At 40.4% G+C, this 22,850-nt stretch carries 26 protein-coding genes and 2 riboswitches; of the genes, 23 read left to right on the forward strand and 3 right to left on the reverse strand.

Translation table 11 applies throughout. From position 1 onward, the window contains the following. Positions 1 to 28: 28 nt before the first annotated feature. Together SCI76_RS00645 and SCI76_RS00650 are read right to left on the reverse strand one after the other, a co-directional pair. On the reverse strand, positions 29 to 1,207 hold the full coding sequence (locus SCI76_RS00645) for an NAD(P)/FAD-dependent oxidoreductase (RefSeq protein WP_013057328.1): 1,179 nt from the start codon (positions 1,205 to 1,207) through the stop codon (positions 29 to 31). 33 nt (positions 1,208 to 1,240) lie between these two features. Beyond that, positions 1,241 to 1,693: a DUF1641 domain-containing protein gene (locus tag SCI76_RS00650; protein WP_013057327.1), complete on the reverse strand. Its 453-nt coding sequence runs from the start codon at positions 1,691 to 1,693 to the stop codon at positions 1,241 to 1,243. Between the two features lie 429 nt (positions 1,694 to 2,122). On the opposite strand from SCI76_RS00650, the gene SCI76_RS00655 reads away from it, so the two are divergent. From SCI76_RS00655 to SCI76_RS00675, 5 genes are all read left to right on the forward strand, one after another. Further along, positions 2,123 to 2,539, forward strand: a complete 417-nt coding sequence (locus tag SCI76_RS00655; RefSeq protein WP_028413111.1) for a hypothetical protein — start codon at positions 2,123 to 2,125, stop codon at positions 2,537 to 2,539. Beyond that, a complete protein-coding gene (locus SCI76_RS00660; RefSeq protein WP_048019192.1) occupies positions 2,536 to 3,819 on the forward strand; it encodes an ammonium transporter in 1,284 nt (427 codons plus the stop codon). Before SCI76_RS00655 ends, SCI76_RS00660 begins: the two co-directional genes overlap by 4 nt. Before the next feature lie 135 nt (positions 3,820 to 3,954). Then, on the forward strand, positions 3,955 to 4,152 hold the full coding sequence (locus SCI76_RS00665; RefSeq protein ID WP_013057324.1) for an IDEAL domain-containing protein: 198 nt from the start codon (positions 3,955 to 3,957) through the stop codon (positions 4,150 to 4,152). A gap of 70 nt (positions 4,153 to 4,222) precedes the next feature. Beyond that, positions 4,223 to 4,435 carry a hypothetical protein gene (locus SCI76_RS00670; RefSeq protein ID WP_047750840.1) on the forward strand — a complete coding sequence of 71 codons (213 nt, stop codon included), beginning with the start codon at positions 4,223 to 4,225 and terminating at the stop codon, positions 4,433 to 4,435. Positions 4,436 to 4,448: 13 nt separating this feature from the next. Beyond that, a complete protein-coding gene (locus SCI76_RS00675; protein ID WP_063247863.1) occupies positions 4,449 to 4,826 on the forward strand; it encodes a hypothetical protein in 378 nt (125 codons plus the stop codon). Positions 4,827 to 4,865: 39 nt separating this feature from the next. Here SCI76_RS00675 and brnQ read toward each other — a convergent pair whose 3' ends face one another. Further along, positions 4,866 to 6,221 carry a branched-chain amino acid transport system II carrier protein gene (brnQ, locus tag SCI76_RS00680; protein WP_013057321.1) on the reverse strand — a complete coding sequence of 452 codons (1,356 nt, stop codon included), beginning with the start codon at positions 6,219 to 6,221 and terminating at the stop codon, positions 4,866 to 4,868. A gap of 387 nt (positions 6,222 to 6,608) precedes the next feature. Here brnQ and SCI76_RS00685 point away from each other — a divergent pair, with 387 nt between their 5' ends. The 18 genes from SCI76_RS00685 to cobO all read left to right on the forward strand — a co-directional run bounded on the left by SCI76_RS00685 (position 6,609) and on the right by cobO (position 22,836). Then, on the forward strand, positions 6,609 to 7,880 hold the full coding sequence (locus SCI76_RS00685; RefSeq protein WP_048019195.1) for a cation:dicarboxylate symporter family transporter: 1,272 nt from the start codon (positions 6,609 to 6,611) through the stop codon (positions 7,878 to 7,880). A 107-nt stretch (positions 7,881 to 7,987) separates the two neighbouring features. Next, positions 7,988 to 9,025 carry a M42 family metallopeptidase gene (locus SCI76_RS00690; RefSeq protein ID WP_063247865.1) on the forward strand — a complete coding sequence of 346 codons (1,038 nt, stop codon included), beginning with the start codon at positions 7,988 to 7,990 and terminating at the stop codon, positions 9,023 to 9,025. A 28-nt stretch (positions 9,026 to 9,053) separates the two neighbouring features. Then, complete coding sequence (locus SCI76_RS00695) at positions 9,054 to 9,209, forward strand: hypothetical protein (protein ID WP_168760861.1); 156 nt, start codon at positions 9,054 to 9,056, stop codon at positions 9,207 to 9,209. A gap of 167 nt (positions 9,210 to 9,376) precedes the next feature. Continuing rightward, positions 9,377 to 9,535, forward strand: coding sequence for a hypothetical protein (locus tag SCI76_RS00700; RefSeq protein WP_014459832.1), 159 nt, complete (start codon positions 9,377 to 9,379; stop codon positions 9,533 to 9,535). A 146-nt stretch (positions 9,536 to 9,681) separates the two neighbouring features. Continuing rightward, a riboswitch (cobalamin riboswitch) is annotated at positions 9,682 to 9,861 on the forward strand. Between the two features lie 117 nt (positions 9,862 to 9,978). After that, positions 9,979 to 10,159, forward strand: a riboswitch (cobalamin riboswitch). Between the two features lie 99 nt (positions 10,160 to 10,258). Next, positions 10,259 to 10,639 carry a ferredoxin gene (locus tag SCI76_RS00705; protein WP_063247866.1) on the forward strand — a complete coding sequence of 127 codons (381 nt, stop codon included), beginning with the start codon at positions 10,259 to 10,261 and terminating at the stop codon, positions 10,637 to 10,639. 13 nt (positions 10,640 to 10,652) lie between these two features. Continuing rightward, positions 10,653 to 12,275, forward strand: coding sequence for a precorrin-3B C(17)-methyltransferase (gene cobJ, locus SCI76_RS00710; protein ID WP_034269175.1), 1,623 nt, complete (start codon positions 10,653 to 10,655; stop codon positions 12,273 to 12,275). A gap of 17 nt (positions 12,276 to 12,292) precedes the next feature. Beyond that, complete coding sequence (locus tag SCI76_RS00715; RefSeq protein WP_033579551.1) at positions 12,293 to 13,204, forward strand: sirohydrochlorin chelatase; 912 nt, start codon at positions 12,293 to 12,295, stop codon at positions 13,202 to 13,204. Then, entirely contained in the window at positions 13,201 to 13,968 is a 768-nt protein-coding gene (cobK, locus tag SCI76_RS00720) for a precorrin-6A reductase (protein ID WP_063247868.1), read from the forward strand. Before SCI76_RS00715 ends, cobK begins: the two co-directional genes overlap by 4 nt. A gap of 5 nt (positions 13,969 to 13,973) precedes the next feature. After that, the gene (locus SCI76_RS00725; RefSeq protein WP_013083415.1) at positions 13,974 to 14,621 is read left to right on the forward strand and encodes a precorrin-8X methylmutase; all 648 of its coding nucleotides are present in this window, start codon (positions 13,974 to 13,976) and stop codon (positions 14,619 to 14,621) included. Positions 14,622 to 14,624: 3 nt separating this feature from the next. Beyond that, the gene (locus SCI76_RS00730; RefSeq protein WP_028408304.1) at positions 14,625 to 15,728 is read left to right on the forward strand and encodes a cobalt-precorrin-5B (C(1))-methyltransferase; all 1,104 of its coding nucleotides are present in this window, start codon (positions 14,625 to 14,627) and stop codon (positions 15,726 to 15,728) included. Further along, positions 15,718 to 16,914, forward strand: a complete 1,197-nt coding sequence (locus tag SCI76_RS00735) for a bifunctional cobalt-precorrin-7 (C(5))-methyltransferase/cobalt-precorrin-6B (C(15))-methyltransferase (protein WP_033579169.1) — start codon at positions 15,718 to 15,720, stop codon at positions 16,912 to 16,914. The genes SCI76_RS00730 and SCI76_RS00735 overlap by 11 nt, the downstream gene beginning before the upstream one ends. Positions 16,915 to 16,916: 2 nt before the next feature. Further along, positions 16,917 to 17,618 (forward strand): precorrin-2 C(20)-methyltransferase, encoded by a 702-nt coding sequence (gene cobI / locus SCI76_RS00740; protein ID WP_048019199.1) that lies wholly within the window; start codon positions 16,917 to 16,919, stop codon positions 17,616 to 17,618. Next, complete coding sequence (cobM, locus tag SCI76_RS00745; RefSeq protein ID WP_155010128.1) at positions 17,615 to 18,391, forward strand: precorrin-4 C(11)-methyltransferase; 777 nt, start codon at positions 17,615 to 17,617, stop codon at positions 18,389 to 18,391. The genes cobI and cobM overlap by 4 nt, the downstream gene beginning before the upstream one ends. Further along, a complete protein-coding gene (locus SCI76_RS00750) occupies positions 18,388 to 19,512 on the forward strand; it encodes a cobalt-precorrin 5A hydrolase (RefSeq protein ID WP_407544889.1) in 1,125 nt (374 codons plus the stop codon). The genes cobM and SCI76_RS00750 overlap by 4 nt, the downstream gene beginning before the upstream one ends. Positions 19,513 to 19,525: 13 nt before the next feature. Continuing rightward, positions 19,526 to 20,908, forward strand: a complete 1,383-nt coding sequence (locus tag SCI76_RS00755; RefSeq protein ID WP_407544891.1) for a cobyrinate a,c-diamide synthase — start codon at positions 19,526 to 19,528, stop codon at positions 20,906 to 20,908. After that, entirely contained in the window at positions 20,905 to 21,675 is a 771-nt protein-coding gene (cobA, locus tag SCI76_RS00760) for a uroporphyrinogen-III C-methyltransferase (protein ID WP_013057306.1), read from the forward strand. Before SCI76_RS00755 ends, cobA begins: the two co-directional genes overlap by 4 nt. A gap of 20 nt (positions 21,676 to 21,695) precedes the next feature. Next, a complete protein-coding gene (locus SCI76_RS00765) occupies positions 21,696 to 22,265 on the forward strand; it encodes a nitroreductase (protein ID WP_033579163.1) in 570 nt (189 codons plus the stop codon). 1 nt (position 22,266) lies between these two features. Further along, on the forward strand, positions 22,267 to 22,836 hold the full coding sequence (gene cobO, locus SCI76_RS00770; protein WP_087944207.1) for a cob(I)yrinic acid a,c-diamide adenosyltransferase: 570 nt from the start codon (positions 22,267 to 22,269) through the stop codon (positions 22,834 to 22,836). Positions 22,837 to 22,850: the final 14 nt, after the last annotated feature.

Here is a 22,850-nt window from a genome sequence, read left to right on the forward strand (position 1 = left end):
GAGAATTCCTCTTTCGTTTTAAGACGGATTAATAAGCTAATGCAAATAATCCTTTGATATGAGATAAGTAACGAACGTTACTTGCTTCTTTCATAAGTGATGCTGGTAAACCTTTTAATTGCGTTTTGTTTCCGCCGATTGTACCAATTGCATCTTTGCGTCCAAGACTTCCTAGTGTACCAGAGAAGACAGGAACGAATGATTCCATTGCTCCGCCGCGAATAGCTACTGCTAAGTTCACGCCTACAACTTCACCCATTTGCCAAGCTAATTGAGCAGTAGGTGGGTAAGGGCGACCTTCTGGACCCATTACAACCGCTGAGTCACCAGCAAGGAATACATCTTTATGAGATGTAGATTGTAAGAATTCATTTACAAGTGCACGACCGCGGTTTACTTCGATACCTGAGTTAGCAACTACAGAGTTACCTTGAACTCCGCCAGTCCATACCATTGTTTTTGTTTCAATTTTGCTGCCGTCTTTAAGTTCAACAGTTGTAGCATCCATTTTTGTTACAGGTGTACCAGTAACAAATGTAACGCCACGTTTTGTTAAGCTTGATTGAGCGCGCTCTACTAATTCAGCAGGGAAGCCTGGAAGAACTGTAGGAGCTGCTTCTACACAGTATAGAGAAATTTCTTTCGGATCAACACCGTGTTTTAGACATAGGCTTGGCATTAAGTCAGCGTATTCACCAACAAGTTCGATACCTGTTAATCCGCCACCGCCAACTACGATTGTACCGTCAGCTTTATTTTTTGTTTTGCTGTATTCAGCGATACAAGCTTCTACGTGTGCACGTAAACGGTTTGCATCATTTACTGATTTAAGAACGAAGCTGTGCTCTTCTAAACCAGGGATACCGAAGTAAGCAGTTTCACTACCTAAAGCTGTAACAAGGTAGTCGTAGCTTAATTTTGTACCATCTTCAAGAGATACTTCACGTTGATCTGGTGAGATTTCTTTTACCGTTGCAATTTTTAAATCAACGTTGTAGTTTTTAAGTAATTTATCAAGTGGTAAAGCTACCGCTTGTTCAGAAACGCCGCCTACAGCTAGACGGTGTAATTCTGTAATGATTTGGTGAGTAGCAAAACGGTTCACTACTGTAATTTTTGCTTCATCCGCACTTAGGTGTTGGCGAGCTGTCATTGCAGTTAATAAACCACCGTAACCGCCGCCTAAAATTAAAATATGTTTTGACATAGTCGATCCTCCGTCCACACTTTTTAATGAAAATTATTTTTGTTTTTCGTTTGTAATGTCTAAATACGCTTGTGCAAAGCGGAATAGTTTTTGAGCTTGTGGATCTTTAAGCATGCGTAATAAACCGAATAAACCGATTGAATTAGAAGCATTTGCTTCTGCACGATCGTTTGCTTCGATTGCAGTAGCTGCAAGACCTTTTACTGTTCCTTCTACCGGCTCGATAAATTCTTTTACTCCACCAAGTAGATCTTCTTTTAATACGTCGTCAGTTAATAATGATTGCGCAACGTCGTAAGTTTTTGTAAGCACCGTTACCATTTCAGATAATTTTGGTAAATTATCTACAAGAACAGTAAGAGCTTCTTGTACTTCAGGCTTTAACAATTGATCTAACACATCCGCTTGACCTTTGTTAACTGCCGCTTCTGTTTGTACAGCAGCATTTTCCTCTGCAGCTGATTTTTGAATAGTTGATTGAGACATGAAAAGTCCTCCTTTGCTGGATACTGTTGCATATGTAGTTCCTAGTTATCTGCTAGACTTTCAAACTACATTGTGAAGTTGTGAAATCTTGCACATAATTCTATTTTAATTTTAATACGAGATAAAATCAACTCATTTCGTTGAAAAAATAAGTGAAGAACCTCGTAACCCTTTGTTTAATAAAAGTTTATAAAAAATAAAGCGAATAATTGCCTAGGTAAATAAAATTAAAATAGGGAACTAACATAATTCCTCTTCCTACGATAAAACAAATAACGTCATATTTCAACACATACGAACTTAATATTCTATAAGTAGTAAAAAGATAGGGCGCATTTACTATTTAAAGAGTTTTCAAAAAATTACATTGACTTACTATAGTGTTCTACATATAATCTAAATATAACATCTTATGTAAGGAGATATAACATGGTTATAGTGGATGAACTTTATCATAATGTGGTCATTACATTGCCTCAATTAAAATTAATTGAATTTATAATGAAGTTAAAAGAAGCTAAAGCACAAGAAATAGAGGATATAAAAGCGAAAATTAGTAAATACGAAGAGAAGAAACGTGCTGAAGAAGCTTGGTACCAATCACTATCACCGTTTCGTAAATTTTTTACCGGGCGTCCTTTAAGTCAGCATCAAGCGGTCGAGTATATGGTATACGTAAAGGAACGCTTTAAAAAAATTGATCACCTTAAAGCACAAATGCGAGAACTTCATGAAGTTCTTGAATTAATAAAAGCGGAAAATGAAGAAACAAGTGAAATTACGCTTTCGCCTGCTATTGTACAAGAAATAAAACGATTAAAAAGCAGTGGAGGCGTTGGGATATGAGTGTTAATGAACTAAGTTTAGGTATAAATACGACGTGGGTTGTGTTAACAGCGGCGATGATTTTGCTAATGGAAGGCGGCTTTGCCTTGCTAGAGGCAGGTTTTGTCCGCTATAAAAATAGCGTCAATATTATTATGAAAGTATTCGCTGATATTACAATAGGAACGCTTTGTTTCTATTTAATTGGGTTTGGATTAATGTACGGAGATGATTTAGGCGGAATCTTCGGTAAAAGCGGTTTTGCGCTCTCAGGTAATTTATCGCACCTTGACATTCCAATTGGGCTTGAAACATTTTGGCTGTTTCAATGTGCGTTTGTTATTGCGGTCATTTCTATCGTTTCTGGAGCGGTGGCAGAACGAATTAATTTCCGTGCATATCTTTTATATGCGATTTTAATGACTACATTTATTTATCCTATAGCCGGCCACTGGATTTGGGGAGGCGGATGGATTAGTAAGTTAGGGATGCTTGATTTTGCCGGTTCGGCAGTTATTCATGCTCTTGGCGGTTTTTCAGCTTTAGCAGCTGCAATAATGATTGGACCTAGAAAAGGGAAGTTCACGAAAAATGGAATTAGTTCTGTTTCTCTTCCAAGCAATTTGCCGCTTGCATCAGTGGGTGCTTTTTTATTATGGTTTGGATGGTTCGGGTTTAATGCAGGAAGTACGCTAAGTGCCACTGACGTTAGAATTGGTCACATTGCTATTGTCACAATGTTATCAGCAGCAGCAGGCGGAGCAGCTACTTTATTTTATACTTTATTTCGCTACAACCGTTCAGATGCACCTTCTGTGATAAATGGATCGCTTGCCGGACTGGTTGGCATTACGGCCGGGTGCGCTTTTGTAAATACGCCATCTGCTATTTTTATTGGAGCTGTATCCGGCTTATTAATGATGGCAGCTACAAACTGGCTCGAAGCACGTCAAATCGACGATCCTGTAGGAGCTTTTCCTGTACACGCTGCTTCGGGAATATGGGGCACGTTGGCTGTGGGTTTATTTTCTACAGACGGCGGTGTGTTTACAGGAGGGAGCTGGACGTTATTAGGTGTTCAACTTCTCGGATTAATTGCTCTATGCGCTTGGGGGTTTGTTACGACGTGGATAGGGTTAAAGGTTATTTCCTTGGTGGTTCCGCTTCGATCTACGGAAGAAGAAGAAGAAGTGGGCTTAGACATCAGTTACCACGGTATCATGGCAGCTCATCAAGCTCCTGAATTTATTGAATATGAAAACTACTATGCGGAAGTAAAAGAAAAAGCCGCAGATTCATAATAAAAGGCCGCGCCTTATAACAAAAAGGGCGGCCTTTTTATGTGGAAAAAAATAGATGTAAAATACTTGGTTTAAATGATTGAAAAGTCAGAATATTTGTGTTATATTATAAAAAAGCCAAGGAGTTGATTTCTTATGAAAAAGAATTTACTTAATTCACCGCAAAAATCCAACGGAAAGGTGCTTGATGCATTATTCGCTGAGATGATTTTAGACAAGGCGATTGCAGAATTTCGTAAAGCACAGCTAAAAGAAGAAATCGACCGCACGCTATTGATGAAAAATAAAGAAGAGTTTTTAAAACTCTCATCAGAACTTAAACAAATTTCTTAATTACTTACTATACTTCACACACCATCTATTTTAGATGGTGTGTTTTATTTTTGAGACCTACTAAAAGGGATTGATTGGTAATAATTATGGACCTCCATGTACGCTTAATGGGTTTACAGGATCTCGAAACGGAGAAACCGTTCCAGAGTTCAAATTTGATAACTATTATCCACCAGCAAACGGAGCGGAACTATATCAAGTGGTAAATGGGGAAGAAGTACTTTTAGCTACCTACGTGGCAGAAGAAAAACGATTTGTGCCAGCGGTTGCTAAACCAATGTAAAGGAATGTTTTTTATGATTCGAAAAGGTTTGTATGCAGCATATAATGAACGAGACTACGAATGTTATGAAACGGAAAATGGGTGTGTAAAGCTGATTAGCTATGATAAAGGCGATGTAGCAAATGGATTCATTCCATACAATGACACGACTTTTACAAAAGAAGTTCCTCGTGATGCTGTTGAAGAAGTGTTTTTTGTAGCTCCGTATGCTACTTATCGAAATGAAACGTTTGGTGTGTCAGCTGCTTCTGATGGTCAAGTGCTTTTGACCACATCTGAAAAAGAAAAAGCTGATAAATATCATTTTCAACAAACGGATAAATATCTATATGAAAAACGTGTGTTAAAGGAAGAAGTGAAGTTAACGGAGAAAAAAACTCCTTATTCATAAAACGCCACAATAAAAAGAGGATGCAAATGCATCCTCTTTTTATTTAATTAATTTTCTTGAAGTGTTTCTGTTCGTATTATCATTTGTACGAAGGAAGGTAATGCCAAGACCGATTAATCCTCCTACAATAGCAGGAACTACCCAGCCGAGACCCACTCCATACATAGGTAGAATCGATGTAAACAGATCGTTTACTGCGGCAATTTTGAATCCAGCAGCATTTAAGCCATCAAATAAACTAACGATAAACGTGAACAGAAGGCTTACTTGGTAAACTTCAGAACGTCCTTTAAATAAAGGATGTAAGAATGTTAAAGCAATTAACACAATAGCTAACGGATAAATAGCTGTTAAGACTGGAACCGAAATAGCGATTAATTCCGTTAAGCCAAAGTTTGCTACAACGGCGCTGAATGCTGATAAAATGACAGCAATCAACTTATAAGAAACCCTTGGAAACAACTTATGGAAGAAAGATGAACAAGATGTTACAAGGCCTACACTTGTTGTTAAACAAGCAACGGTAATCATCAGACCTAAAAGAATTCCTCCGTAAGAGCCAAAGTAGTAATTTGATACTTCAGCCAAAACCGTACCTCCGTTATCAAGACGTCCAAGCTCTGATACGCTTGAAGCACCCATATAAGACAATGCACTATAAATAAGAGCCAAAATAACGGCAGCGATAGCCGTAGCTTTTGCACAAATTGTGATGATTTGTCGGTTGGTTTTTGCTCCTTTTTCTTTAATTGCATTAATAATAATAATTCCAAAAACAAATGATGCTAGTGTATCCATTGTTAAGTAGCCTTCTTGGAAGCCTTTAAAGAAGGCGTGTGTTGTATAAGCTTCGCTTGGTGCTTCGAACTTTCCAATTGGGTTCACAACGGCTACAACTACCAATATTCCAATAAACGTTAATTTAATAGGTGTTAAAACTTTTCCTACTAAATCGACAATTTTCGCAGGATTTAGCGAAAAAAAGCACGTAATCGTAAAGAAAATTACCGTGAAAATGATAAGGGGAAGGTGACCTGAATTTTCTGATAAAAAAGGCTTAACGCCAATTTCAAACGAAACACTTCCCGTTCTTGGCATTGCAAAAAGCGGTCCGATTGCCAAGTATAAAATCGTAGTAAAGATAATACCGAAAGCTGGGTGTACGCGACTAGCTAAAGACTGCAGATCCTCTTTTCCGGAAAAACCAAATGCGAGAACGCCTAGCAGAGGCAGACCTACACCCGTTACTAAAAATCCAGCATTTGCTGACCAAATATTGCTTCCAGCAGACTGACCTAACATTGCAGGGAAAATTAAATTACCTGCGCCGAAGAATAGGGCAAAAAGCATAAAGCCAATAACCACTATAAATGAAAAAGGAACTTTGTTTGACACATTAAAACCTCCAAAATTATAAATGCTTTTTATTATCGTGTTGAATAATTAAAATTTTCAGAATTTTATATTCGAATAATAAAAATAAACATGTATCGTATTATACTAACCTAAAATGCATATTTCAATATAAAATTTTATTTTTTTTATTTATTCGCTGAAATAGCAAAAATAGAAAAATACTTAGCAAAAAAATCTCAGTGTACAACAATTATTTGATATGATAAAACAGAACCGTGGCTTTTAAAAATTTGCATGTGCGGCCTTACATCCTTATTAGTAAAGAACTGTTTACATAAGGTGCTGTAAGGATGTATATTTATACACGGTTCGTTGAACCGCATATGCTCGATGGGTGAAAGTCAACTGTGCGAAAGGAGCAAGAAAGTGAAAAGGTTAGGTCTAGCAACTCAGATTCTAATTGGACTGATCTTAGGCGTAGCTGTAGGTGCTATCTTTTACGGAAGCGATACGGCCATTTCTATTTTACAGCCAATTGGAGACATATTTATTCATTTAATTAAGATGATTGTCGTACCGATCGTGATTTCAGCATTAATCGTAGCGGTCGCAGGAGTAGGCGATATCAAAAAATTAGGTAAGCTTGGCGGAAAAACAATTCTTTATTTTGAAATTGTTACAACCATTGCGATTGTAGTGGGGATTATTGCCGCTAACTTATTCCACCCTGGTGCAGGGGTTGATATGGGACATATTGCAAAAAGCGATATTTCTCAATATGAGGCAACGGCAAAAACGTCTGAAAGTACAGGGATTGCTCAGGAGCTTCTTCATATTGTTCCGACAAACGTCTTTCAGTCGGTAGCAGAAGGCGATCTTTTACCAATCATTTTATTTTCCGTACTGTTTGGTGTAGGCGTAGCTTCGATTGGACAGAGAGGAAAACCTGTTTTAGCCTTTTTTGAAGGCGTCTTGGATGCAATGTTTTGGGTAACTAATTTGGTGATGAAATTTGCTCCAGTAGGTGTATTTGCACTTATTGGTGTTAATATTATAAAGTTTGGTGTCGGATCACTTATTCCATTAGGGAAATTAGTGTTCGCCGTTTACTTCACCATGATTTTCTTTGTGCTTGTGGTTCTTGGAATTATTGCTAAAATGGCTGGAACAAGCATGTTTACGCTCATAAAAGTGTTAAAAGACGAGCTGCTTCTTGCTTTTACAACAGCAAGTTCAGAAGCCGTTTTACCATCTCTTATCAAAAAGATGGAAGACTTCGGTTGTTCTAAATCGGTTACATCGTTTGTTATTCCAACAGGCTACACGTTTAATTTAGATGGTTCAACCATTTATCAGGCGCTGGCATCGCTGTTTATTGCTCAAATGTACGGCATTGACCTTTCCATTATGGATCAAATTCAGCTCCTTCTTGTGCTAATGTTAACCTCAAAAGGGATGGCTGGTGTACCAGGGGCATCGTTTGTAGTTGTACTTGCTACGCTTGAATCTATGGGCTTCCCTCTTGAAGGCATGGCATTTATTGCAGGAATTGACCGCATTCTTGATATGATGCGTACCACAGTTAACGTAGTAGGAAATGCTTTAGCTGCAATTGTAATGTCCAAGTCAGAAGGCGAGTTTGATAAGCAAAAATCATTAAATTACACAAATGAATTAAAGAAATCAAACATAGCTTAAAATAAAAAAGCCGGGCAGCTGCCTGGCTTTTTTGTTTGGAGCTGCCTGTTATCTTTTTTGAAACATATGGTAAAATAAAAGAAATGAGAGACAAAGGAAGTGTCATAATGACGGAAACTGTTCAGTTAATTAAAAAGCTTGTTTCGATTCCCAGTCCTTCTGGAAATACAGAAAAGGTGATTTCATTTGTCGAAGACTATGTAAAAGAGCTAAATATTCAAACGTATCGCAATCGAAAAGGAGGCTTAGTCGCTACTATTCCCGGTAAAGATACGGATCATCACCGCATGCTGACGGCTCATGTCGATACATTAGGTGCTATGGTAAAAGAAATCAAACCGAGTGGACGTCTGAAAATCGACTTGATTGGAGGGTTCCGCTACAATTCCATTGAAGGAGAATATTGTGAAATCGAAACGTCAGCAGGAGAAGTATTTACAGGGACCATCCTTATGCATCAAACATCTGTTCATGTGTATAAAGATGCAGGTAAAGCTGAGCGAAATCAAGATAATATAGAAATTCGATTGGATGAAAAAGTACATAGCGCAGAAGATGTTCGCAGTCTTGGAATTGAAGTCGGCGACTTTGTTTCGTTTGATCCTCGTGTAGAAATAACAAAAAGCGGTTTTATTAAATCTCGTCATCTCGATGATAAAGCAAGCGTAGCTTTATTGCTTCAGCTCATGAAAACAATTCAAGAAGAGCAGATCGAACTGCCATACACTACGCACTTTCTTATTTCAAATAATGAAGAAATTGGATACGGAGGAAATTCGAATATTACGCCTCAAACGGTAGAATACTTAGCGGTTGATATGGGTGCCATGGGAGATGGACAATCTACTGATGAATACACCGTGTCTATTTGTGTAAAAGATTCAAGCGGCCCATATCATTACGGTTTGAGAAAGCATTTGGTGGAGCTAGCCAAGGAGCACGATATTCAGTACAAATTAGATATTTATCCGTTTTACGGATCAGATGCTTCTGCTGCTATTCGTGCCGGGCATGACATCGTACACGGCTTAATTGGTCCAGGAATTGATTCTTCTCATGCGTTTGAGAGAACGCATCAAGATTCATTAAACCATACGTACAAGCTTCTTTACCACTATATCCAATCGAACATGGTTCTGCTTTAAGAAAGGAATATTTAATTAGTGTATTTTTATGCAAAACAAAGAGCAGGAAGGGACTATGATGTCTGTACTTTCCTTTCCTAAAAAAGAAGCCGGCTGTCCGGATTCTTTTTTTAATAAATACTATATATTTTTTACTGGTGAAGCAACAGTTGGTAAAAAAAGCACCTTTTTTAAAGAGGTATAATACGGCTTAAACCTTTTGTACATTTTGTTCATTTACAGAAGTTAAAATGTTTTTAAATTTTTAAAAGTTTCTTGTGACAAGTTTTGTAGAATGGGTTTTCAAAAGGATATGGTTTCGTCATAATGTGGATATAGCGATCACTACAATAATCGGAGGCGAATCTTTTCATGTGGGTACTGACGGTATATGCTGGAAAAGAAATGAAAATGTTTGAATTTGAAACTGAAACGCAGGCGAGAGAAGCTTTTGCCAAAACAAATGGCTGTAAAGTTCTTTCAGAAGTCGTGTATTATAATGATCCTCATTTAACATTAGTAGCTATATAATGAAAAAACAAGAGCTGACTTTATGCTCTTGTTTTTTTATAGCTTCTTGTATCTTACGAAAAGAATAGAGTTGAAATAAAAAAAAATGTACGCTATGATATGGTAGTTACTTCTATTATTCTGATAGTTTAAAAGGTTCATATATATCAAACAGCAACAGTAAAGATGCCAAGAAGGCTTAATAGGGAAACTGGTGAAAGACCAGTACTGCCCCCGCAACTGTAAGTGTGGACGAACGAGTATAACCACTGTGGAAAAATCACGGGAAGGTTCTCAAGTAGAATGATACACAAGTCAGGAGACCTGTCTTTATTGTGAAGTTTCTATTTCTCCGGGGAGCGGGAAGGGAAACGTTGGCTTAAAGTGGCATTCGTGTACACTTTTATTCTGACGTTTTACCCGCTCGCATATTAGCGAAGCGGGTTTTTCTCGTAGCACAAAACTACATATCGTGCAAAAAAGGTGCGCAATGTTCACATTGCGTTAAATGGGAAGTCTGGTGTGAAGCCAGCGCGGTACCCGCCACTGTGAAGAGGAGCTGATTGCATATGCCACTGTATTCGGGAAGGCGCAATCAAGTAATGAATCGAAGTCAGGAAACCAGCCTTTTTCTAATGCGAAGCTTACCCTACGGGATATAGGTGGAAGTGCAAAAACTTAGTTTGAATTTTCTGCGCCTCTATCATTGATAGAGGCGTTTTTTTAGTAAAGGAGCGAATGAGTGTGACGACTTGGAACTTGAATGCAACAAAGCATCACGTATTGATTTGTAATGGAAGCAGCTGTATGAGAAAAGGTGGAGAAGAAGCCACGCAAGCTATTCGAAATAAAGTGACTGAACTGAATCTAGATGAAGCGGTTCACACAACCCGTACGCGCTGTAACGGAAGATGCAAAGATGCTCCTGTAGCTATCGTGTACCCTTCAGGAGATTGGTACAAGCAGGTCACTGAAAACGTAGCTCATCGAATTGTTGAAGAACATTTAGCAGGAGGCTGCAGTATAAAGGAATCACTTATTTATGAATATGATCAAAACGGTTTTGTTTCTCCGGAAAAGAGTGACTCCATAGAAGGAATTGACAAAGTAAAAAGTAACGCATAAAGGAGGAGCTAGCATGAAAGGTAAACTGTTAGTTATTGGATTCGGTCCAGGAAGCTTTGAACATATTACACAGCGAGCAAGAGAAGCCATTCAAGAAAGTGATATGATCATTGGTTATAAAACCTATGTGGAATTAATTCAAGGACTATTAACGAATCAGCAAATTATTAGTACAGGAATGACCGAAGAAGTAAGCCGTGCACAAGAAGCCGTAAAGCAAGCTGAAGCGGGAAAAACCGTGGCGGTCATTTCAAGCGGAGATGCAGGAGTATACGGAATGGCCGGCCTTGTGTATGAAGTGTTGATTGAAAAAGGATGGAAAAAAGAAACGGGCGTAGAGCTGGAAGTGATTCCTGGCATTTCGGCTATTAATTCATGCGCATCCCTCCTTGGGGCGCCCGTGATGCATGATGCCTGTACGATTAGTTTAAGTGACCACCTTACGCCTTGGGAGTTAATCGAAAAACGAATCGAAGCAGCTGCACAAGCAGATTTTGTAGTAGCTTTTTATAATCCGAAAAGCGGAAGACGCACAAGACAAATTGTGGAAGCGCAAAGGATTTTATTAAAATACCGTTCCCCCGATACGCCTGTTGGTCTTGTGAAAAGCGCTTATCGTGACCGTGAAGAAGTGGTAATGACCAATTTAAAAGACATGTTAAATCATGAAATAGGCATGCTGACTACCGTTGTTGTCGGAAATTCATCTACGTTCTTTTACGATGACTTAATGATTACACCGCGCGGGTATCAGCGGAAATATACCCTCAACCAAACAGAGCAGCCGCTAAGACCGCATCAGCGACTTCGAAAAGAAGCAGAACCATGGGCTCTTGATCAAGAGGAGACTGTAAAGCAAACGGCTTCAGCTATTGAAGATGTTCAGAATACAAAAGAAGAAAAAGCAGCTTCACGAGCTCTGGCAGAAGAAGCGCTTCAAGCAATTTTAGGTGAAACTACTTCACCGGTCGTACACCAGCCAATTGAGTCTATTTTTGAAGTGGCAGTTAGTCCAGGGCTTGCGAATAAGAAGTTTACGCCCGTTCAAATGACAACACTAGCAGAAGTTGTTGGTGAAAAAGGTACGATGGAGTATACGCCTGACCATCAAATCAAACTGCAAATTCCAACGGCTCAGCCAGATGTGATTATTAAAAAGCTCCAATCAGCTTCCTTTTTACTATCTCCAGTCGGAGACGTGTTTACAATTAAAGCGTGTGATTTTTGTGATGGAGAAAAAAGTGACGCCATCCCGCATACGGAACAATTACAAAAGCGTCTCGGTGGAATGGACATGCCAAAAGAGCTGAAGCTTGGTATTAATGGATGCGGTATGGCCTGTTACGGTGCTGTTCAAGAAGATATCGGCATTGTCTACAGAAAAGGTGCGTTTGACTTATTTTTAGGGGCTAAAACGGTTGGACGAAACGCCCATTCAGGTCAAATTGTGGCGGAAGGCATAGCGCCCGATGACATTGTTGAAATAGTGGAGAACATTGTCCATGAATATAAAGAAAAAGGTCATCCAAATGAGCGGTTTCATAAATTCTTTAAGCGTGTGAAGAATGTTTATGGATTCGACTATCAAGATATAACACCAAAAATAAAAGTAGAACCAGCTCCGTGTGGAGATTAAAAATGGGAGGGCATTATATGAAATCAGTTTTATTTGTCGGTCATGGAAGTAGAGATCCTGAAGGGAACGATCAAATTCGCGAGTTTATCTCGACTATGAAGCATGATTGGGACCCATCTATTTTAGTAGAAACGTGTTTTCTAGAGTTTGAACGTCCGAATGTAAGTCAAGGCATTGATACATGTGTGGCAAAAGGAGCGACAGATGTAGTTGTAGTTCCAATTATGCTCTTGCCAGCTGGCCACTCAAAAATACATATTCCGGCGGCTATAGATGAAGCTAAGGAAAAATATCCACACGTAAACTTCGTGTACGGACGTCCCATTGGCGTTCATGAAGAAGCCCTTGAAATTTTAAAAACGAGATTACAAGAATCAGGAGAAAATTTAGAAACTCCAGCTGAAGACACGGCTGTTATTGTCTTAGGGCGAGGAGGAAGCGATCCTGATGCAAACAGTGATTTATATAAAATTACGCGCCTTCTTTGGGAAAAAACAAACTACAAAATCGTCGAAACTTCTTTTATGGGCGTGACCGCTCCATTGATTGATGAAGGAGTGGAACGATGTTTAAAACTGGGCGCTAAAAAAGTGGTTATTCTCCCGTATTTCTTATTTACAGGAGTACTAATTAAGCGTTTGGAAGAAATGGTGAAGCAGTATAAAATGCAGCATGAAAACATTGAGTTTAAGCTAGCCGGCTATTTCGGTTTTCATCCAAAACTGCAGACAATTTTAAAAGAACGTGCTGAAGAAGGATTAGAAGGCGAAGTGAAAATGAACTGCGATACATGTCAATATCGCCTCGGCATTATGGAGCATATTGATCACCATCATCATCACGATCATGATCATGATCACGGGCACCATCACCACGATCACCATCATGACCATCACCACCATGAAGATAAGGTCGGCGAGTTAAAATGATTTTATTGTTAGCGGGAACTAGCGATGCACGTGCATTAGCTGTTCAAGTGAAAAAAGAAGGTTACGACGTTACGGCGACGGTTGTAACCGACAATGCAGCAATCGAATTACAGCGAGCAGAAGTGAAAGTGAAAATTGGACGTCTCACACAAGAAGATATGATGACTTTTATAAACGAACATGGTGTAAAAGCTATTGTGGATGCAAGTCACCCCTTTGCCGAAGAAGCATCTAAAAACGCCATCGGTGCGGCTGCTGAAACATCGATTCCTTACATACGCTATGAGCGGGCTTCGCAGGCTTTTACCTACGACAATATGACGATGGTTTCTACGTATGAAGAAGCAGCTGAAGTAGCAGCTGAGAAAAAAGGAGTTATTATGCTGACAACAGGCAGCAAGACGCTGCAGGTTTTTACAGAAAAGCTCCTTCCTCTTTCAGATGTACGGCTTGTTGCTCGTATGCTTCCAAGGCTGGATAATATGGAAAAGTGTCAGCAGTTAGGATTGCCGCAAAAAAATATTATTGCTATTCAAGGTCCGTTTACAAAAGAGTTTGATCAAGCGCTTTATACGCAATACGGAGTGACGGTCATGGTCACAAAAGAAAGCGGAAAAGTTGGATCTGTGGATGAAAAAGTGGAAGCAGCTAAAGAGTTAGGCTTAGATATCATTATGATTGGGCGACCGAAAATTGAGTATGGGACCGTGTATTCCACGTTTGAAGAAGTGGTTCATGCTTTAGTAAACCAAACTAGGAGTTGATTGAGATGGATTTTCGTACAGAATTTAAACCGTTAACTGTTCAGCCTCAGCAAATTGAAGGGAAAAGTTTTGAAATGATTACAGAAGAGCTTGGACCTCATCCGTTTACAGATGAACAGTACCCAATTGTTCAGCGGGTAATTCACGCGTCTGCAGACTTTGAGCTTGGACGCAGTATGCTGTTTCATCCAGATGCGATTCAAGCAGGAATTAAAGCCATTCGCAGCGGCAAGCAAGTGGTTGCAGATGTACAAATGGTGCAAGTAGGAACAAACAAGCAGCGAATTGAAAAACACGGCGGTGAAATCAAAGTTTATATTTCAGATCCGGACGTAATGGAAGAAGCAAAGCGCTTAAATACAACGCGTGCAATTATTTCTATGCGAAAAGCAATTAAAGAAGCAGACGGCGGGATTTTTGCAATTGGGAACGCACCGACAGCTTTACTTGAATTAATTCGTTTGATTAAAGAAGGAGAAGCGAAGCCTGGGCTTGTTATTGGTCTGCCGGTAGGATTTGTTTCAGCAGCTGAATCGAAAGAAGAACTTGCAAAACTTGACGTGCCGTTTATTACAAACATTGGGCGAAAAGGCGGCAGTACGGTAACGGTTGCTGCATTAAATGCAATTTCAATTCTTGCAGATCAGGTGTAACACATGAAGGAAGTACCAAAAGAACCTAAGAAACTCAGAGAAGGCTATACGACGGGCGCTTGTGCAACGGCAGCTACGAGAGCAGCTCTGCTTACGCTAATTTCAGGAGAAGTGCAAGATGAGTCAACGATTTACTTACCTGTCGGCCGCTTTGCTACGTTTCATCTTGAAGAATGCGAGTATCGCACAAGCAGCGCTGTAGCCAGCATCATTAAAGATGCTGGAGATGATCCCGATGCCACGCACGGAGCGCTGATTATTTCTGAAGTTTCGTGGTGTAATGGTGCAGACATTATCATTGATGGAGGAGTGGGAGTAGGGCGTGTGACAAAGCCCGGTCTCCCAGTTCCTGTCGGTGAAGCAGCCATTAACCCTGTGCCAAGAAAGATGCTGAAAGAAACGGCTGAACAGCTTCTAGCCCAATACAACATACAAAAAGGCGTTAAGATTGTCATCTCGGTTCCTGAAGGAGAAGAAATGGCGAAAAAGACATTAAATGCGCGTCTAGGTATTTTAGGAGGCATTTCGATACTGGGGACGCGGGGAATTGTTGTTCCGTTCTCAACAGCTGCTTATAAAGCAAGTATCGTGCAGGCCATTAGCGTTGCTAAAGCGAGTAATTGTGAGCACGTTGTCATTACGACAGGGGGACGAAGCGAAAAATATGGAATGAAACAGTTTCCAGAACTTCCGGAAGAAGCATTTATCGAAATGGGAGATTTTGTTGGATTTACGTTAAAACAATGTAAAAAGCAAGGAATGAAAAAAGTGTCGCTCGTAGGCATGATGGGAAAGTTTTCAAAAGTCGCGCAAGGCGTTATGATGGTTCATTCAAAAAGTGCACCTATTGATTTTAATTTTTTAGCAAAAGCAGCTTCTGAGTCAGGCGCTTCTGCTGAACTGGTAGAGGAAATAAAAGGCGCAAACACAGCTTCTCAAGTGGGAGATTTAATGACGCAAAGCGGTCATCATCAGTTTTTCGAAAAACTGTGCGAGTACTGCTGTTTATCAGCATTAAAGGAAGTAGGGGACGGAATCGATGTCGATACGTCTCTTTACACATTAAAAGGAGATTTTTTAGGACAGGCGGTGCAACATGGCAATTAAAATTATTGGAATTGGTGACGACGGGAAGTTAAGTCTACTTCCTATGTATGAACAGTGGGTGTATGAAAGCGATGTGCTAATTGGAGGAAAGCGTCACCTTGACTTTTTTCAAGATTTCGAAGGAGAAAAAGTAGCCATTGAAGGAGGTCTTTCTTCCCTTGTTGAACGTTTAAAAAACGAAGAAGGAAATGCGGTTGTGTTAGCCTCAGGCGATCCGTTATTTTACGGAATTGGAAGCTATCTTTCTGCGAAGCTAGACGTTGAAATATATCCTTATTTAAGTTCTATTCAGCTTGCATTCTCACGTCTAAAAGAGCGATGGCAAGACGCTTATTTTACAAGCGTGCACGGCAGAAGTATAAAAGGGCTGGCTCAGCGCATTGACGGTTATAAAAAAGTGGCGATTTTAACCGATGAGCAAAATTCTCCTAGTGCTCTGGCAAACTACTTGTTATCATTCGGCATGACAGAATACAAGATGTTTGTGGCAGAGAATCTAGGTGGAGAGGCGGAGCGCTGTCAGCTGCTTTCGCTGGAAGAGGCGGCGAATCAACTCTTTTCTCCGCTTAATGTCGTGATATTAAAACAGGTAGAAAAAAGTCCAGTCTGGCCTCTCGGAATAGAGGACGATGAATTTATTCAACGCAAGCCGGACAAGGGACTTATTACTAAAAAAGAAGTTCGTACACTTAGTATTAGTGCCCTGCAGCTAAAGAGAGACAGCGTCGTATGGGATATCGGAACATGTACAGGTTCAGTCGCGATTGAAGCAGCTAAAATTGCGCGTGAAGGACAAATTTTTGCTGTGGAAAAAAACGAAGCAGACTTGGAAAACTGCAGGGGAAATCTAGCGAAATTTCGAGTAGATGCCCATACTGTGCACGGAAAAGCACCGGAAGGGTTAGGTGAGTTTGCTGATCCTGATGCGGTGTTTATTGGAGGGACAGCAGGAGGCATGGAAACCATTTTAGACGTGTGCTGCAGCCGATTAAATTCAGGAGGGCGCATCGTATTAAATGCCGTAACGATTGAAAATTTGGCAGAAGCGATGAAAGCTTTTAAAGAGCGAGGATTTGAGACTGCTGTTACCCTTGCACAAGTTTCAAGAAGCAAGCCAATTTTACACTTAACACGATTTGACGCTTTAAACCCCATTTATATTATTACAGCCAAAAGAGGAGAATGAACATGATTGGAACATTGTACGGACTTGGAGTTGGACCAGGAGATCCAGAATTGATTACAGTAAAAGCATTTCGTAAATTAAAAGAATCACCCGTTATTGCGTACCCAAAAAAGCAAAAAGGAAGCAAAAGCTACGCCCAAAAAATTATTGATGTCTATTTCAGTGCAAATGAAAAAGACATGCTAGGCCTTGTGTTTCCAATGACAAAAGATCCTGCTATTTTAGAGAAAAAATGGACCGAAACAGTGGAACGAGTATGGGAAAAGCTCCAGGAGGGAAAAGATGTAGCATTTGTGACAGAGGGAGATCCTATGCTTTATAGCACGTTTATTCACATGATGCGCCTGATGCAAGAACGTCACCCTCAAGCTCCTATTCAAGTAATTCCTGGTATTTCATCTATTAACGGGGCTGCGTCTCGCTTAGGCATTCCATTAGCAGACGGTGATGAACACGTGGCCATTGTTCCTGCTCGTGAAGATTATGAAACAATGAAAAAAGTATTAATGGAAAACGACTGCGTTATTTTTATTAAAGTAGCTAAAGTCATCGATTTTATGGTCGGTCTTTTAAAAGAGCTTGATCTGCTTGAAAAAGCATCGGTGGTAACAAAAGTAACGTCAGATGAAGAAATTATTTGGAAAGCTTCAGAACTAGAAGGAGCCGATTTACAATACTTAACACTAATGGTGGTGCGAAAATGAAGTTATACATAATCGGAGCTGGACCCGGAGATCCAGATTTAATTACCGTAAAAGGATTAAAATTACTTCAGCAGGCAGATGTTGTTTTATACGCTGACTCACTAGTAAGTGAAGAGCTAGTTGCTAAGTCTAAACCAGGAGCTGAAGTGTTAAAAACAGCGGGGATGCATTTAGAAGAAATGGTCAGCACGATGCTTGATCGCATGCGTGAAGGAAAAATGGTTGTAAGAGTTCATACCGGAGATCCTGCTATGTACGGAGCCATTATGGAACAAATGGTGCTTTTAAAAAGAGAAGGCGTTGAGATTGAAATCGTTCCGGGCGTCAGCTCCGTATTTGCTGCAGCTGCAGCGGCTGAAGCAGAATTAACCATTCCAGATTTGACTCAAACAGTTATTTTAACTCGTGCTGAAGGAAGAACGCCTGTACCTGAGTTTGAAAAATTAACTGATTTAGCAAAACATAAATGCACGATTGCGTTATTTTTAAGCGCGACGCTCACAAAAAAAGTAATGAAAGAATTTATAAACGCCGGTTGGAGTGAAGACACGCCGGTTGTAGTAGTCTATAAAGCAACGTGGCCAGATGAAAAAATTGTTCGCACGACGGTAAAAGACCTGGATGATGCTATGCGAACAAACGGCATTCGCAAGCAGGCGATGATTTTGGCGGGCTGGGCACTTGATCCTCACATTCATGACAAGGATTATCGTTCAAAACTTTACGATAAAACATTTACCCATGGCTTTCGAAGAGGAGTGAAGTCGGAATGATTCAACTCCAAGAAGGAAAAAAAGCTCCCATTACACAGCGCGGGGATTATGCTGTCGTGGCCATCACGAAGCACGGCGTAGAAATTGCAAGAAATCTCGGCCGCATCTTTCAGCAGTCTGACGTGTATTACATGAGCAAGTTTGAAAAAGGAGACGAACAAGAGCAGAACATTCAGCTGTTTTCAGGAAGCGTTCGGATGCTTTTGCCTTCTCTTTTTGAATCGTATAAAGGACTTATTATTATTATTTCACTGGGAGCAGTTGTGCGTATGATTGCCCCTATTTTAAAAGATAAGAAAACGGATCCCGCGGTTGTTGTCATTGATGATAAAGGCGAAAATGTCATCAGCGTGCTTTCAGGTCATATCGGAGGAGCAAATGAGCTTACGCGTGAAGTTGCGGCAGCACTTGAAGCTCATCCTGTTATTACAACAGCATCCGATGTTCAAAAAACGATTCCCGTTGATTTATTTGGTAAGCGCTTTGGATGGGTGTGGGAATCAGCAGAAAAGCTAACCCCTGTCAGCGCTTCTGTAGTAAACGAAGAAGCAATAGCGGTGGTTCAAGAATCAGGTGAAAAGGGCTGGTGGCACTATGAGCACCCTGTTCCAGCTAACATTAAAACGTACTCATCGATTCAGACAGCTCTCGAAGCATCGCCACATGCAGCCTTGGTCGTAACGCATCGCAATTTAAAAAAAGAAGAAGAAGCGATCTTAGAAAACGGTGTTCTTTACCGTCCAAAAGTACTGGCGATTGGGATGGGGTGCAACAGAGGAACAAGCGCAGCGGAAATTGAAACCGTTATTGAAAAAACGCTTGCTGAACTTCAGTTTTCAATGAAAAGTGTAAAAGCATTATGTACAATAGAGTTAAAGAAAGATGAAGAAGGGCTGCTAGAAGTGGCGTCTAAGTACGGCTGGGAGTTTGTCTATTATTCGCCCCAAGAGCTAAACAGCATAAGTATCCAACAGCCTTCAGATACTGTCTTTAAATATACAGGTGCATATGGCGTCAGTGAACCTGCTGCTATGTTATACAGCGGTGCTGATACGCTTGAACTTGTGAAGAAAAAGTCAGGGAATGTCACCATTTCAGTGGCGCTTATTCCATATGACTAAAGGAGAGAACAACATGTCAAACAGAAGACTCGTCATTGCCGGTACCGGAAGTGGCGTAGGGAAAACAACACTTACAATTGGGCTGATGGCGGCATTAAAACAAGCTGGTTATAGAGTTCAAGGGTTTAAATGCGGACCCGATTATATTGATCCAACGTATCATACGGCTGTTACAGAACGAGCGTCTCGTAATATAGACAGCTGGATGCTTGAACACGATATGGTTAGGGAAATTGTAGCTCGAGCTAGTGAAGACGCTGATATTTCCATCATGGAAGGAGTTATGGGATTTTTTGATGGGAAAAATCCGTTAACGAACGAAGGGACAACAGCAGAAATCAGCTTAATCACCAATAGTCCTGTCCTTTTAGTTGTCAATTGTGCTAGTATGGCTAGAAGTGCAGCGGCAATTGTAAAAGGGTTTCAGCAATTTTTACCGGAAGCGAACATTGTCGGTGTAATTGCTAACCGAGTTGGAAGTGAAGGGCATTATAAACTTGTTAAGGCAGCGATTGAGCAGGAATGTCATATCCCTGTAGTAGGCTACTTGAAAAGAAACGATGATCTTACGATTCCTGAACGTCACCTCGGGCTGATCCCTTCGATTGAACGAGGAGAATTAACACCGTTTTTTGAACAGTTAGGGCAACTTGTTCATGATACAATTGATATTGAAAAAGTATATGAACTGGCTTTAGCTCCTAAAATAGAAATTAATGATCCTATCTTTACAAAGCCGTCCGTACCTCAAGTGAAAATTGCTGTGGCAAGAGATGCTGCTTTTAACTTTTATTATGAAGAAAATTTCGAATTGTTAAAAGCTTACGGAGCAGAGCTTGTAGAATTTTCGCCTTTAAAAGGAGAGACGGTTCCGCAAGATGCTGATGGCCTTTACATAGGAGGCGGATTTCCAGAAGAATTTGCTGAAACGCTGGCTCAGCAAATCGACGTTAAAAACTCTGTTCGAGCGGCCATCGAAAAAGGGATTCCTACACTTGCTGAGTGCGGAGGCTTTATGTTTTTAACAGATGCTATTGTCACAACAGATGATACATGTCATGAAATGGTGGGACTTATTCCCGGACAAGTAAGAATGCAGACAAAATTGGCTGCTTTAGGGTACCGAGAAGTGACGGGAAAGCCAGGGAATTTTTTATTTAAAGGCGATATACAAGCTAAAGGCCATGAATTTCATTATTCAACCTTTCATTCAGAGAAAGAGTTTTCGCCTGCCTATGATACAAAAGGGATGCGAGGAATGAAAGAAGAAGGCTATATCAACAATAATTTAATTGCCGGCTATACGCACTTTCATTTCGGCTCTTCTACGGAGATGGTAGAAAACTGGGTGGAACAGTGTAAAGCGGTAAAAAAAGAAAGAAGAGATGCCGTGTGACAGTTGGAAAAGTATATTTAGTAGGAGCCGGACCAGGAGATCCGAAGCTAATAACCGTATATGGAATGGAGTGTATTCAAGAGGCGGATGTCATTTTATATGATCGCTTAGCTAATGAACAGTTATTAAACTATGCTAAAAAAGACGCGGAGCTTATTTTTTGCGGGAAATTACCGGGCAAGCACGGAGTCATCCAAGATCGTATTCACGAATTGCTTGTTGAAAAAGCACTTCAAGGAAAAGTAGTGACGCGCTTAAAAGGAGGCGATCCTTTTGTGTTTGGCCGCGGAGCAGAGGAAGCTGAAGTACTTGCTACTCAAGGAATTCCTTACGAAGTCGTGCCTGGTATCACGTCAGGAATTGCAGCTCCAGCTTATGCAGGAATTCCGGTTACCCACAGAGATCATGCCACTTCTTTTGCGATTGTAACGGGGCATGGAAGAGAAGAAAAAGGAAAAGATTATTTAAACTGGTCAGCGCTTGCTCAAGGAATAGATACAATTGCGTTTTATATGGGCGTTGGAAATTTACCTCATATATGCAAGCAGTTGATGGACCATGGACGAGATAAACATACGCCAGTAGCGCTTGTTCAATGGGGAACGACGAAGTATCAGCGCACCGTAACGGGAACGCTTGCCACAATCGAAGAAATAGCAAAAAAAGCAGAAATTGCTCATCCTGCCATCGTGCTTGTAGGTGAAGTAGTGACAATTAGAGAAAAAATAAAATGGTTCGAAGAAAGAGCGGAAAATATTCTGCTTTAACGTTAAAAGGAGGAGACAATATGACGATTATTTCACAGCTAAAAGAACGAAGAGCGGTACGAGATCATGAACCGCGTGAAGTCGAACAAGAGAAAATTGAACAGCTGCTTGAAGCAGCGACGTGGGCTCCAAATGACAGAATGAGAGAGCCTTGGAGCTTTTATGTGATTCAAGGAGAAGCAAAAAAGAAGTATGAAGAACTGGCTGAAGCGTATCTAAAGGAGCGCTTTCCGACAAAGCCTCATTTAGTAGAAAGTTCGTTAAAAGCAGTGAAAAATACACCTGTACATATTGTTGTAACAGCTGATACAGTTGAAGGAGACGAAGAAGCCACGGAAGATAACAAATATGCGGTTTCGTGCGCGATTCATTCCATGTGGCTAGCAGCTAAAGAATTAGGGCTTGGATTCGTTTGGAGAACAAGAGGAGTTGGTCTTGTTCGAGACGAGCGACTGTATGAGTTTATCGGAAAGCCTGCAGGTAAAGTCGTGGTAGGAAACGTATTTTTAGGCTACCCAAATGAAGAGTCTCTTACAAAAATGAAAGAGCCTGCTAGAACATCGTTTACAGAAAAAACAACCTGGCTGTAAACTGAAATTCGAAGAAAAAGAGGTTTTTAGATTGAAAGACAAACGGGGTCTTACGTTAATTTATACCGGAGACGGTAAAGGAAAAACAACCGCTGCTTTAGGTCTCGCTCTGCGCGCTACGGGACGCGGACAAAAAGTATTAATGATTCAATTTATTAAATCTCCTCAGCGTACATATGGCGAAAAGCTGATGTTTGACAGAATAGGAATTGAAATGATTCAAACAGGAGTCGGCTTTACGTGGACAAAAACACCGCCTGAACATCGTGAAGCTTTGCAAAAAGCCTGGGCGCTAACGAAGGAAAAAGTCTTCTCAAACGAATATGATGTGGTTATTTTAGACGAGTTAAATAACGCACTGGCTATCGAGAAATTTCCTATTGATGATGTGCTACCGCTACACGAAGTAATTGACCTTATTCAAAAGCGCCCGGAGCATATGCATTTGGTCATTACCGGGCGTTCTGCCAAAAAAGAAGTGATGGAAGCAGCAGATCTTGTGACGGAAATGAAGCCTCATAAACATTATTACGACGAAGGAATTCCGGCTGTAAAAGGAATTGAATTTTAAAAAGCCCTCAGTGA

It is taken from the genome of Priestia sp. HNGD-A6 (genome assembly GCF_045784335.1).
In the GTDB taxonomy this organism is placed as follows: domain Bacteria; phylum Bacillota; class Bacilli; order Bacillales; family Bacillaceae_H; genus Priestia; species Priestia zanthoxyli.